General features: G+C 44.6%; 8 protein-coding genes and 1 other RNA gene. 2 read left to right on the top strand and 7 right to left on the bottom strand.

Going from position 1 to position 13,152, the window contains the following annotated elements:
• Window positions 1-5 precede the first annotated feature (5 nt).
• From IDJ77_RS04435 to IDJ77_RS04425, 3 genes are all read right to left on the bottom strand, one after another.
• Complete coding sequence (locus IDJ77_RS04435) at window positions 6-1,574, bottom strand: PAS domain-containing sensor histidine kinase (RefSeq protein WP_191187723.1); 1,569 nt, start codon at window positions 1,572-1,574, stop codon at window positions 6-8.
• Window positions 1,552-4,500 (bottom strand): CheR family methyltransferase, encoded by a 2,949-nt coding sequence (locus IDJ77_RS04430; protein WP_191187722.1) that lies wholly within the window; start codon window positions 4,498-4,500, stop codon window positions 1,552-1,554. Before IDJ77_RS04430 ends, IDJ77_RS04435 begins: the two co-directional genes overlap by 23 nt.
• A 160-nt stretch (window positions 4,501-4,660) precedes the next feature.
• On the bottom strand, window positions 4,661-5,680 hold the full coding sequence (locus IDJ77_RS04425) for a chemotaxis protein CheB (protein WP_191187721.1): 1,020 nt from the start codon (window positions 5,678-5,680) through the stop codon (window positions 4,661-4,663).
• A gap of 553 nt (window positions 5,681-6,233) precedes the next feature.
• On the opposite strand from IDJ77_RS04425, the gene IDJ77_RS04420 reads away from it, so the two are divergent.
• Window positions 6,234-6,665 (top strand): hypothetical protein, encoded by a 432-nt coding sequence (locus tag IDJ77_RS04420; RefSeq protein WP_191187720.1) that lies wholly within the window; start codon window positions 6,234-6,236, stop codon window positions 6,663-6,665.
• Between the two features lie 272 nt (window positions 6,666-6,937).
• Here the strand turns inward: IDJ77_RS04420 and ssrA are convergent.
• The 4 genes from ssrA to IDJ77_RS04400 all read right to left on the bottom strand — a co-directional run bounded on the left by ssrA (window position 6,938) and on the right by IDJ77_RS04400 (window position 10,583).
• Window positions 6,938-7,308: a transfer-messenger RNA gene (gene ssrA, locus IDJ77_RS04415) on the bottom strand.
• A gap of 109 nt (window positions 7,309-7,417) precedes the next feature.
• Window positions 7,418-8,452 carry an acyltransferase gene (locus IDJ77_RS04410; RefSeq protein ID WP_191187719.1) on the bottom strand — a complete coding sequence of 345 codons (1,035 nt, stop codon included), beginning with the start codon at window positions 8,450-8,452 and terminating at the stop codon, window positions 7,418-7,420.
• Between the two features lie 79 nt (window positions 8,453-8,531).
• Window positions 8,532-9,737 carry a pyridoxal phosphate-dependent aminotransferase gene (locus tag IDJ77_RS04405; RefSeq protein WP_191187718.1) on the bottom strand — a complete coding sequence of 402 codons (1,206 nt, stop codon included), beginning with the start codon at window positions 9,735-9,737 and terminating at the stop codon, window positions 8,532-8,534.
• 435 nt (window positions 9,738-10,172) lie between these two features.
• Window positions 10,173-10,583: a DUF1573 domain-containing protein gene (locus IDJ77_RS04400; RefSeq protein WP_191187717.1), complete on the bottom strand. Its 411-nt coding sequence runs from the start codon at window positions 10,581-10,583 to the stop codon at window positions 10,173-10,175.
• Window positions 10,584-10,719: 136 nt separating this feature from the next.
• Here IDJ77_RS04400 and IDJ77_RS04395 point away from each other — a divergent pair, with 136 nt between their 5' ends.
• Window positions 10,720-13,152 carry an alpha-ketoacid dehydrogenase subunit alpha/beta gene (locus IDJ77_RS04395; protein ID WP_191187716.1) on the top strand — a complete coding sequence of 811 codons (2,433 nt, stop codon included), beginning with the start codon at window positions 10,720-10,722 and terminating at the stop codon, window positions 13,150-13,152.

Below are 13,152 nucleotides of genomic sequence, written 5' to 3'. Positions count from 1 at the left end.
GGCAATTACTCAGAAGTGATGTCTAATTTGATCTTAACTACAGTACCCTCTCCGGGTTGAGACTCAATAGTTAGATAACCGTTATATAAACTCAGCCGGTTTTTGATGCTGGATAGTCCTGAACCGGAAGCGATATCTTCCTGTTTTGCTACATCAAACCCCTTTCCGTTATCCGTTACGCAAATCTCGATACTTTTACTTTTTTTAACCTCAAGGGTAATTAGTGTGGCACCGGAATGCTTCAGGGCGTTATTAACGAGTTCCTGTAAAATGCGGAAAATATTTGCTTCAAGTGGTAGGCTTAATCGCTCGTTCAGCCGCGTAAGCTTTGTTTTGATCAGCATTTTTGGCGTAGAGAGGCGCTTAGCCATTTCATCGATTGTTGCCCGCAAACCAAAATCATTTAATATCGACGGCGCTAATTCAAAAGAAATGTTCCGTGTTTCCAGCACAGCCATATCTAAAAGCTCGTAAACGGTTTTCATTACTTCGGTAGGGTCTTCCGCATCAAATAAGGTGCGGAGCTTGATCCGGATTCCGTATAATAACTGGCTAACACTGTCGTGAAGTGCATCACTAATTCTGGCGCGTTCGTTCTCTTCCGCATGGATAGTAGCCAGCGCAATATTTTTTTGCTGATCAATTTTAGCGCGGATGGCTTCTTCCTCCAGATTTTTTTTTCCGGTAATATCCATCATTATACCCACAAAGCGGCTCGGTTGCCCGGATTCGGTGATCACGTGCCCACGGATGCTGGCGAAACAGGTAAGGCCGCTTTGATTGTTAAAACGGCAAACAAGATCGATCGATTGTTGATTATTCATCGCAACCCGGAACTGGTGATCTATATTGGCACGGTCATCCGGGTGAATAAGGTTGATAAACGTTTGGTATCGCCCGTCGAATTTATCGCCGGGAATAGCCCAGGTTTGGTAATTGAATTCGTCGAGGTAAAATTTCATGGTATCCAGCTCCAGTTCCCAGGTACCCGATGACGAGGCCTCTAAAGCAAGTTCGAGCCGCTCCTTGGTTTTCGCCAATACCATCTCCGCATGTACCCTTTTCGTTATATCCATTACGGCAATGTCGCATTGCAATGGCAAAGTACGCACAGGCGTAATAGCGATGCCTTCCATCTGCACATAAAACTCCCGGCCTTTCCTCGATCTTATTTTTAGGTGGCAGCTTTGCTTTCTTCCGCTATTAAGCATCTCCCTGAAAAAGATATGATACGTATCCATATCTTCGGCCGCAACAAAGCTTTGCAGTTTGTTATTTAAAATGTTGCTTTTAACAGATTCCAGTAGGGTAATTCCTACATTATTAACTTCAATGATTAGTCCGGTTTTATCAAGAATGTAATATCCTATCGGGGCCAGGTCATAAATCCCGGCAAACTTAATTTGCTGAAGTTTTAATTTCTCGTTAGCAATTCTAAGCTCATCGTTTTGCATCTCCAGTTCGGCCTGGTACAAGTGTAACTCTTCCAACACTTTTTCCAGGTGCTCTTCATGGGGAGATATGATACTTTTCTCCTTTACACTTAAAGGCTTACGCTCCGACTGGTTTTTCATTAATGCTCAAAACAATTAAAGGCGTAGTAACGGTGTCTTCAAAAAACGGACGCACTTCCAGCAGGTAAGTAATCGGCTTCTTCCCCTTTACAATTACTGTTGCCATACCCATTCTTCGTTCAAATAAGCATTGTTGCAGTAATTCGCCCGGTGTATCTGTTTTCCAGTGCTTTTTCAAAAACTCGTCAACCTTTTGGCCAAGCAGCTTATGCGGAACCAGCCCAAATAAAGTGGAAGCTGCTGTATTAGCGCTGGTGATTTTTAAACTTTTGTCGAGTTGAAAGGTAGCTTGCGGCATCTCGTTTACGATGGAAGCCAAATAATCCTTGCATACCTCCAGGCTCGATTGCATCAGCTTATAGTCAGTGATTAACGTCAGGGTTAAAACCGCGCCTGAGATATAATTATCTAAAGTGCGATAGGGCATAATGCGTATTCGGTACCATTCATTGTTCTTGGTTTTAACATCGGTAACTTTTATGCATAACTTATCTATTACCTCCCTGATATCATCTTCATTGATCGGCTGGTCGAAGTTGGAAACTACGTGACTAATTGGGCGGCCCACATCGGTTGCAATGAGGTTAAATAATTTGCGAACCTGCGGTGTATACCGTAGGATATTCAGGTCGTTATCCAAAAATAAAGTGCAAACTTCCGTGGCTTCCAATAAGTTCTTCATATCGTTATTAAGCCGGGTAAGTTCTTCTGTTTTAGATTGGTATTGAGAATTAACGGTCATTAATTCCTCATTTAGCGATTGCATTTCTTCTTTAGTGGTCAGCGATTCTTCATTCGTGCTTTGCAGTTCCTCGTTGGTGCTTTGCAGCTCTTCGTTACTTAGCCTTATCCGTTCCAGCGAGCCTTCCATTTGCTCAACTGTATTTGTTAACTGCTGCTTGGTATAAACGAGTTCTTTTTTAAGTTTCGTTGTTGCTGTGCTATCGTTAGGTCCGTTTATGTCTGGTTGGTTTTTAGCGGCATTTCCCAAACCCTGATCTTCAAAAACAATCAGCACCTGCACGGGGGTACCCGGTTCCCTAACTGCTGTAGCCCGGATACTTACCACCCGCTGTTCTTTATTATCTTTAAAACTTACGTTATCAGCAACAATAATATCATCGCTTTTCAGCGCTTGTTGCATGCTGTCAGATAAGGCGTACTTCAACTCCTCGCGTGCCAGTTTTAAAATATTGTTCACCACGGTTTCGCCGCGTGGCAGTTCCAGGTAAGTAGCGGTATTGCCGTTGTTATACAGGATGTCGCCTTTCTCGTTAACCAGCACCGATGGCGGTAAAAATTTATCTATCAGGATTTTGTTAAAAATATCTGTAATGGAGCGTTTTTGATTGGGTTCGGGCATATCATTCTGTTTTAACGGCTGTTTGGGTTGCTGGCCGGTTTGAAAAGGGAAATCTATCATGGTGCTTAGCCTGATATTGCCTTCCAGCCGGGTAAATATTTTCCATTTAGGGTCAATCGATTTAAACATGTCGGTAAAACCGCCTATGGTTTCTGCCGGCCCCATAAACATTACCCCATTTGGGTTTAGGGCATAATAAAATAAAGGGATGATTTTTTTTTGCAGCTCGTTTGTAAAGTATATCAACATATTGCGGCAGCAAAGCAGGTCGAGTTTGATGAAAGGCGGATCCTTCACCAGGTTTTGCTGTGCAAATACAATGAGGTCTCGTAATTCTTTTTTAACCCGAAAACCATCTTCATCTTTATGGAAAAAGTGTCTTAAACGTTGCGGCGATACTTCGGATACAATGTTGCTATGATAATGGCCCACACGTGCATGTTCCAATGCAACCGGATCCAGATCGGTTGCATATACCTGGATTTTCGACGCGTGTGTTAGTTTTAGCTCGTCTAAGCTTTCCACCAGTAACATAGCCACTGAATAGGCTTCCTCGCCCGTAGAGCAGCCTGCTACCCATACACGGATGGCATCATCATTTTTTTTACGCTGAAAAATTTCTTTTATATGGTGGCTAAGGGACTCGAATGCAGCCGCATCCCTGAAAAATTTTGTTACGCCTATTAGTAGCTCGTTGAAAAGACTTTCGGTTTCTTCGGAATTATCAGCCAGGAAATTTGCATACTGCCCATAATCTGTAAACTGGTTAAAAGCAATGCGGCGGTCGATCCGCCGCGTAACAGTGCTTTTTTTGTAAAGCGAAAAGTCGTTACCCGTATGCGTGCGCAGTAGCATCAGTATTTTCTGGACCGCGTTATTGTTTTTTAGAGAGATTTTAATATCATCACTGGCTTCTTCTGCAATTGCGGGGTGGTTGAGGTACTGAATGATCTTTAGGGGCATATCTTCGGGCGCAAGCACATAATCTATCAGGTTGGTGCCTATGGCCGCCAGGGGCATGCTGTTATAAGCAGCGGTGTTAGGGTCCTGGGCAAGGGTTAAGCCAAGGTTTTCTTTGATCATGCGGATGCCGGTTTCACCATCAGAGCCCATGCCCGAAAGAATCACCGCTACCGCCCTGTTCCATTGATCGTTGGCCAGGCTTTGCAAAAAGTAATCTATTGGTTGGCGTAAGCCTTCCTGTTTGGAGGCGGAAAGTAACAATAATTTCCGGTTATGAATTCCCATATCTTTATTAGATGGGATAACATATACATGGTCCGGCTCAATCGCAACACCGTCTGTTGCCTCAATAACCGGCATTGGAGTATAACGTTGTAACACCTCCGAAAGCTGGCTTTTATGCAAAGGGTCGAGATGCATAATGATCACTATTGCCGTTCCGCTATCGGCGGGCATTGTTCCGAAAAATTTCTCGTAAGCCGTAAACGATCCTGCCGACCCGCCTATGGCAATAATCGGGAAAGATTTGGGCTTACTTGCCTTTCCGGCGCTTCTCTTTACAATAAGTTCCGGTGTGATTGCTCTTCTTGCTTTGACCATTGATGGGTTGTAGATTAGGTAGGTAATTAACAGCTAAAGTTAATGTTATTTACTTTACACTAACCTTAGGTTGTTAAGAAAATTATTGCCTAAAAAGCAATTTATGTTGAATTTAAAGGCAATTTCTAAACCTATAACCAAAATAATAAGATTATGTTTGCTACTCACTTTCGCCGCGATAATCGTCGGCAAGTAAAATAGCGCGGATGCGGTCTATGTGCACCTGGGATAGTTCGGCACGTTCTATAGAAGAGCGTGCCGTAGCGCCACTTTGGTCTTTTGCAAGTGTTGTAAGCAAGTTCCTTCGTTCTTCAAACATGCGTAGAGCCGTCCACATGGTTTCTTCTATTTTGTTATTTTGTTCGGAGAGTAAAGCTGCAGCGGTATAAGCATGCCCGGTAAAGCAACGGAACCTCAGGGAGGGCCCTTCCTTCATTTTCCATAGTACGCCCCCGCATCCGGGGCAATTAAAGGGCACCTGCTCGCCTAATGCGTTTACAGCATCCAGGTCACCTACAACCCGTTCGGCAATTTCCGCCTCCTTTTGAATGTCTTTTGGTATTTCCTGCTGCTTTTTAAATGGCTTGCTCAATATACCTATTATTGCGCTGCCCATTTCTTTTACAGGTAAACAGAAATCAACGTCCACCTGGTTTAAAGCATTTTTAGGCATATCCGGGTATTCTGCATCGTTTGGGTCCTGTATAATGCAGGTGCCGCCGCACCGTTGTATAGCTATTAAACCCGCAGTGCCATCATCCAGATAACCTGATAGTATAATACCGATGGCCCTGTTTCCGAAAGCAACAGCGGCCGACCGAAACAGCGGATCTATTGCGGGCCGCGACCGGTTTTCCCTTGCGCCTTTTGTAACCTGCAAATGCCCGGTTTTATTAACCAAAAGGTGATGATCGGGTGGTGCCAGATAAACGTATCCTTTTTTTATCATCTCACCGTGTACCGCCTGAACGCAAGTTAAAGGGGTGCTGTTATTCAAGGAGTTTAACAAAGCCTCACCTGAGGCATCACCTGATATATGCTGTACCAGCAGAACTGGTGCAGGAAAATCAGGGCTGAGTTGTTTTAAAAATTCAATAGAAGCGTTCATTCCGCCTGCTGATGTTCCAATAACTACGATTTTATCCTTGGCAGGTTTAAACGATTTTTCTTTTTTATCCATATAATTAATTAACTCTTAATCACGTAACTAAATTTACGTGATCAGTGTTTGGCGTCTCTTCATTAAATTCAGTAGCGCCGCCCAATACATAGTCATAGGCATTTAATTGATATACGTGGCTATTATTTGTAGAAACAACACATTATAGTATCTACCCAAAGATACCCATGGGGACTTTTACTTGAATGGTTAAAACCACCAACCCGGTATGTACATATACCTAAACATTTACGCCGCTAACCAAGCGATTAATTGCAATGCACTTGATTGAAATTTCGACCATCAATTTAAACTTAAATCCACAATAAATGGGGAGGCGATCAAAACAGAAAAGATAGGCAGGAGTACGACTTATTATACGGAGGGGCAGGAGTGGTTTAAATTGGCAAGATCGAATTTTGAGAAAAAAAATGCCGTAGGTTAATGGACTTGATCAACTATTCACACAATTAGCGCAATCCATTCATTGCTTTCTATCTGGCTTCCTTTTTGCACTGATGGTGTTGTGTAACTATAAGTTTGCATGGCATCTTAGTTTAAGAAAATAATCATTATGAAAAAATTTACCCTCAACTCCTTTCGCTACATCGGTATGGTTTTAATCATGGCATTCGCGTTAGTATCCTGTTCAAAATCACTCCGCTTCGACAAGTCGGTAGTAGTGCCATCGGCCGAGGGTTCGGTGAAACTTGGTAAAGATGGAAACGGGAACCGGCAGGTAACCATGAAAGTGGATAACCTTGTAGACCCATCAAGGTTAACCCCGCCGCACAAAATGTACATCGTTTGGGTTCAAACTAAGAGCGATGGCAACAAAAGCCTTGGAAAACTCGTAAGCAGCGAAGCTTGGTTCTCTAAAGAACGTAATGCTGAATTTACCTCTGTACTATCTTACGATCCCGTCAAGTTTTTCATTACTGCCGAGGATGACGCTGACGTTACCAATCCTGGTTCAACTATCGTACTGTCTACAAGTAATTTCTAATTATCACGTCCACATGCAGCAAGTCGCTGTGTCTGGTTTAATAATAATAATGCACTATTACTCTGTAATACATACCGCTGTTTTCATTTGTTACGGATGGTGATTGGGCGAAATAGAGAGCAGCGCCTCAGTTAATTTGTTTCCAAAAAAATGCATCCTGGTTCATGGGGATGACCTGACGATCTGCGCTCATTTATGTCTCGGATTGCTATTGACACCTAAAACAAAAATCGCCTTTAAATGCTTGATTTAAAGGCGATTATTTGATGGTTAAGTGGAGCCGGAGGGATTCGAACCCTCGTCCAAACATGGTATAAGGTAAGCTTTCTACATGCTTAGCTGTTATTTAATTGTAGAGACTATGGAAGGTTAACCGCTTACCTGTACCTTAATCCTTAGGTGCTTTGTTTCGCTTGCTTACCACACCTTTAAGCAGGCTATTTCCGTTTTTCGATGCCCCGGTTGCCGATCCAACAGAACAGAAAACCGGCGGGACAAAAGCTATGCTAATTCTAAATTAGGCAGCTAAGGCGTAGTTATTTTCGCCATTTGTAAGTTTGAGCGTTCAGATTTAAGCGCTAATTCACCCAACGCGCTGCATGCTTACTTATTTATCTCCATCCTGTCAATTCCGGTCGACCCCATTTTTTGAGTTGGCAGTATTATTTGCCAGTTTGCAGATAGTACAAAGATACGGCATTTATTTGGCAGTATCCAGTGAACTTTAAAAGCAAATTCTTTGCCAGATAAGGCTACCCGGCCAAATGCTTAACTACGGGGACTTTACTCATAACATAAATTAATAACCACGATATCACAAAGCACAAAAGCGCTACAAGCGGGATGCTCAGCCAGGGATTGAAGATGGCGTACGTAACACCATTCAGGTCCAGTATATTCAATATCAGCGCGTGGCTAAAGTAAATTCCCAGCGTAAATTTGCTTGTATTTGCAAAAACGCGTTCTAATTTGGGCGGTATTATTACCCTGATGTTCTTTGCTATGAGGAATCCGCCGACCGATAGCATCACCACAAAAGGCCCCACCGGTTCGTAAAAATAAGTGCTCAGTTCTTTTGTCCTTATCTCCAAATAATAGGTGCCGATGGAAATGACCGTGGCGAAGCAGATGAATATTAACGCCGCCATAAACACTACTCCCGGAAAATTGAATTGTTTATTGGCCAAATAATAACCGAGTACCAAATAACCAGTATAGCCGCTGAAATACCGGAGTTCTACCGCAGTTTCAAAACGGGTAAGATAGGGGCTGCTGATTAATATGGTGATAAACCAAATCGCCAAAAAATAAAGGAGCTCTTTCTCCGAAGCATTCCGCACAAATTTGCTGATGATGGGGATAACCAGGTATAAGCCCACCAACAGATAAACATACCATAAATGGTAGGAGCTGCCGATCTTAAGCTGATGCAGTACCATGCTGATATTACCCCAGGTACCCCGATTAAAGTAGATGATCTCTTCGTACCACTGGTACCCCACATAAACCAGGCTCCAAAACAGGAAGGGGAGGAGCAAGCGGCCAAGCCGTTTCTTCAGGAAGTCGCCCAGTTCATAATCCTTGCCCAATACCAATGCACCTGTTATCATCACAAAAACCGGTACGGCAAACCGTGTAACGGCATTATAAACATCGGCAGCCATCCAATCGCCCAGCGCAACAGTTTTATAATTAAAGAGCAACGGCGAGGCCGTATGCAAAACCACCACGGCAAACATGGCCAACAGCCGTAGGTTATTTATCCAGCTTAGTTTTTGTTGGTTCATTGGTTCACTTGTTCATTAGTTCATTGGTGTTTAGATCAAGACAACTAACTGCAAACTCTCCGTTGCCCACTGCTAACTGCTAACTGCCAACTGTTTTCCCCGGATATGCTTTAAGTCCCTCTGCCAAAACAACCATTGCCTTGTTCAGGTCATCGTTATTCAATACGTAGGCCATGCGCACTTCGTTGGTGCCCGCTCCGGGTGTGCTGTAAAAGCCGGTTGCCGGTGCCATCATCACGGTTTGGTTATCGTAACTAAATTCTTCCAGCATCCACTGGCAAAATTTATCGGCATTATCTATCGGGAATTTGGCCACTACATAGAACGCGCCGCCCGGGTTAGGGCAGTAAACACCTTCTATTTTATTAAGGGCAGTTACCAGTGTATCGCGGCGTTTGGTATATTCTTTATTAACGGCGGTGAAGTATTCGTCGGGGGTATCAACGGCAGCTTCGCCTGCAATTTGCTCTACCATGCCAGGTGATAAACGTGCCTGCGCAAACTTTAAGCCCGCGGCAACAACCGCTTTGTTTTTGGTGATAAGGCAACCCAGGCGTGCACCGCAGGCGCTGTAACGCTTGCTCACGGTGTCCATTATAATTACGTTCTCGTCCAATCCATCCAAATGCATGGGGGAGATGAAAGTGCGGCCATCGTAGCAAAACTCGCGGTAAGCTTCATCGCTGAAGAGGTACAGGTCGTATTTTAGGGCCAGTTCTTTCAGTGCATCCAGCTCCGCCTGCGAATACAGGTAACCGGTTGGGTTATTGGGGTTGCAAATGATGATCGCCTTTGTTTTCGGGCCGATCAGCTTCTCAAACTCACTGATAGGTGGCAAGGCGAAGCCATTATCAATATAAGATAAAATGGGTTTTACTATCACATCGGTTTGGTTGGCAAAGCCGTTGTAGTTGGCGTAAAAAGGCTCGGGAATAATTACCTCGTCGCCCTCATCCAGGCAGCTCATCATGGCAATGGTGATAGCTTCTGATCCGCCGGTGGTAACAATAATATTTTCGGGCGTAATGTTGTAGCCCAGTTTATTGTAGTATTCTGTAAGTTTTTTGCGGTAGCTAAGTGTACCTTCACTTGGGGTATAGGCCCATACCTTAAAATCTATATTTTTAATGGCGTTCAGCATGCCCTCCGGCGTTTCAATATCCGGCTGGCCAATGTTTAAATGATATACTTTTTTGCCTTCCAGCTTAGCTTTATCGGCAAATGGTGTTAGTTTACGTATAGGCGAGGCTGGCATCCGCTGCCCCTTTTGCGAAATTTTTGGCATGCTGCAAAATTAGTAAAAAAATCATACGCTCACCGGCTTTTCAGTTTGTTGAAAGGCTGCCGCCGCCCGGCCTTGTAACTGTATCGGCTTTTTTACGCAATAAGTGTCCCAATTAGCGAGTGAAACACCTTGAAATTTGTTTTACATTGATTGTTAGTGATTTACATGTTTTAGGCGGGACACTTTGGGACATCCCTGTTATTTAAATAATATCCATAAGGTGCTTATTATAAATACGATATGAAAATTAATGAAAATCGAAAAAGAAAATCAGATGGGACAGTTTGGGACAGTTAATGCGCTCCGCTCGAAATAAACATTAAGCGTAACCAACTTAATAACGCGGAGAGAGATTCTTATCAACAAAAAAGGCACCGCTGTTTGCGATGCCTTAAAATTTTATCTCTCTCCTGAAGAGGGCCGGGCTGAGGCTCCTTATTTACTGCTTGCCGTTACCTTCTCTACAACCTCGCCTGATATAATTAAATATTTGGTAGGTGTTTTAGAGTTTGATGTAACTACAATGGTTTTGTTAAATGCCGATACACCAGCTGCGTTGTAGGTGATCTTGATTGAACCTTTACCTCCTTTTAATACCGGTGTTTTGGTATAATCGGCAATGGTACAGCCGCAGGTAGGGCGTACATCGGTTAAAATAAGAGGCTCCTGGCCAACGTTAGTAAATTCAAATACGGTGGTAACGGGTACGCCCTTTGGTATTTTACCAAAATCGTGCTTTTCTTCAGTGAATTTAAACTCGGCTTTGGTATCATCCTGCGCCATCGCTGTATTTGCAGTGAAGGCTAAGCCTAAAAACACTGCGCAAATCATCATTATTTTTTTCATGGTTACTGTTTGATTATTACAAATATAAAAGGTTTAACGCAAATTAAAAACTATTGCACAAACTATATGTTTTACAGTTACCAATTACAAAAACAGAATAGAATTTTATAATTTTACCGCCTAAACAAAATATTGTATGCCCGAAACTGTAATACACCATGGCAATGAACTAACAGCTGCCGAACTCAGTTTTGATGATTTCAAAAAAATTGTGATCAACGATTACCGCGTTGGTTATGAAAGCAGGCAGGCCAGTATTTTGGGCCGCAGGGAAGTTCTTACAGGTAAAGCCAAGTTTGGCATTTTTGGCGACGGCAAAGAAGTTGCCCAGTTGGCTATGGCCAAGGTTTTCCGCAATGGCGACTGGCGCGCAGGCTACTACCGCGACCAAACTTTTATGTTTGCCACCGGCATGAGTAACCTGAGGGAGTTCTTCGCGCAGTTATACGCGCACCCCGATATTGAGAAGGACCCTGCATCGGCAGGCAGGCAAATGAATTGCCACTATGCTACACGCTACGTTGATAAAGACGGTAACTGGGTAAACCAGGCCGAAACAAAAAATACCGCGTCGGACCTTTCTACCACCGGCGGGCATATGCCGCGGCTGCTGGGCTTGGCCTATGCATCAAAATTATACCGCCAGAATAAAGAGCTGGAATACCTTAAACAGTTCTCGGTGAACGGTAACGAAGTTGCTTTTGGCACCATTGGCAACGGCTCTACCTCCGAGGGCTTATTTTTCGAGACTTTTAATGCCGCCGGGGTTTTACAGGTGCCTATGGCTATCTCTATATGGGATGACGCTTACGCGATATCTGTGCCCGCCAAACTGCAAACCACCAAAGAAGATATCTCCGAAGTGCTAAAAGGTTTCCAGCGCGATGCCAGGGGAGCAGGTTACGAGATCTTTAAAGTGAAGGGCTGGGATTATGTTGCCCTTTGCGAAACGTACGAACGCGCTATAAAAATTTGCCGCGAAGAGCACGTACCTGTAATGGTACACGTAATAGAGATGACCCAGCCGCAGGGGCACTCTACATCGGGCTCGCACGAGCGCTATAAATCAAAAGCCAGGCTGGGCTGGGAAGACGAACACGATTGCCTGGTGCAGATGCGCAAATGGATGATCGAATCGGCAATTATTACTACCGAAGACATCGACGAACTGGAAGCTACCGCCAAAAAATATGTGCGCGAATGCCAGAAAGAGGCATGGGCAGACCTGGGCGGTGAGATAAAATCTGAAATGGACGAGGCTGTTGAGTTGATAGAGAACATTGCCGAGTATTCGCCAAAGCATAATGAGTTACACGAGCTGACAAAGGAGTTACAAAGTTGCGTTGACCCCGGTCGTAGGGATACTATTGCTGCCGTGCGCAAGGCATTGCGCATCACCCTTGGCGAAAATTCGCACGAGCGCAAGGTGCTGGCCGATTATCTGAAAGAGGAGTTTGTTAAAAATAAAGAGCGTTTCAATTCTAAATTATTTACGGATACACCGCATTCGCCGCTGCTGGTGCCCGTTGTTAAAGCTGAATATGCCGAAGACGCCAGGCTTTTAGATGGCCGCGAGGTGCTGAACGCCTGCTTTGATGCCAATTTTGAACGGGATAAAAGCATAGTCGCCTTTGGCGAGGATGTGGGTGCCATTGGCGACGTAAACCAGGGCTTTGCAGGCTTACAAGCTAAATACAGCGATCTACGGATCACCGATACAGGCATCCGCGAAGCTACCATCATAGGGCAGGGGCTGGGCTTGGCCATGCGTGGCTTACGGCCCATTGCGGAGATCCAATACCTCGATTACCTGATATACGCCCTCACCGTTTTAAGCGATGATGTGGCCAGCTTAAGCTACCGTACACGCGGTGGGCAAAAAGCGCCGCTGATCGTCCGCTCGCGCGGGCACAGGTTGGAGGGGATCTGGCACTCGGGCTCGCCGCTGGGTACCATACTCAATTCTATGCGCGGCATGCACATCTGCGTACCACGCGATATGACCCAAGCTGCAGGTATGTACAACACCCTGCTGCGTGGCGACGAGCCAGCGCTGGTAATAGAATGCCTTAACGGTTACCGTTTAAAAGAGAAATTGCCGGCCAACGTTGGTGAGTTTACCGTGCCATTGGGCAAAGCCGAGATACTGAGAGAAGGGAACGATATTACCGTAGTAACCTACGGCTCCACCCTGCGCATTGTGATGGAAGCGGCCGTGGAACTGGAGAAAATGGGCATCCATATAGAAGTGGTTGACCCGCAAACCCTTTACCCTTTTGATACCGAAAACGTATGCGCCAGTTCGCTGCGCAAAACCAATAAGCTGCTGGTGGTTGATGAAGATATCCCCGGCGGCGGCTCGGCCTACATCCTGCAAAAAGTAATAGAAAAGCAAAAAGGCTATTACTCACTTGATGCCCAGCCACGTACCCTTTGCGGCGCCGAACACCGCCCGCCATATGGCTCAGATGGCGATTACTTCAGCAAACCATCGCTTGATGATGTGATAGAAGCCGTTTACAGCGTAATGAATGAGGCAAATCCCGGGAAATATCCGGCGATATATTAA

It is taken from the genome of Mucilaginibacter pankratovii, assembly GCF_014773265.1.
Classification (GTDB): domain Bacteria; phylum Bacteroidota; class Bacteroidia; order Sphingobacteriales; family Sphingobacteriaceae; genus Mucilaginibacter; species Mucilaginibacter pankratovii.
This window is presented reverse-complemented; position numbering and strand designations above follow the sequence as displayed.

Bases quoted from the DNA above. Each gene is read 5' to 3' on its own strand.
- IDJ77_RS04435 (WP_191187723.1), bottom strand. From the start codon at position 1,574: ATGAAAAACCAGTCGGAGCGTAAGCCTTTAAGTGTAAAGGAGAAAAGT.
- IDJ77_RS04430 (WP_191187722.1), bottom strand. From the start codon at position 4,500: ATGGTCAAAGCAAGAAGAGCAATCACACCGGAACTTATTGTAAAGAGA.
- IDJ77_RS04425 (WP_191187721.1), bottom strand. From the start codon at position 5,680: ATGGATAAAAAAGAAAAATCGTTTAAACCTGCCAAGGATAAAATCGTA.
- IDJ77_RS04420 (WP_191187720.1), top strand. From the start codon at position 6,234: ATGAAAAAATTTACCCTCAACTCCTTTCGCTACATCGGTATGGTTTTA.
- IDJ77_RS04410 (WP_191187719.1), bottom strand. From the start codon at position 8,452: ATGAACCAACAAAAACTAAGCTGGATAAATAACCTACGGCTGTTGGCC.
- IDJ77_RS04405 (WP_191187718.1), bottom strand. From the start codon at position 9,737: ATGCCAAAAATTTCGCAAAAGGGGCAGCGGATGCCAGCCTCGCCTATA.
- IDJ77_RS04400 (WP_191187717.1), bottom strand. From the start codon at position 10,583: ATGAAAAAAATAATGATGATTTGCGCAGTGTTTTTAGGCTTAGCCTTC.
- IDJ77_RS04395 (WP_191187716.1), top strand. From the start codon at position 10,720: ATGCCCGAAACTGTAATACACCATGGCAATGAACTAACAGCTGCCGAA.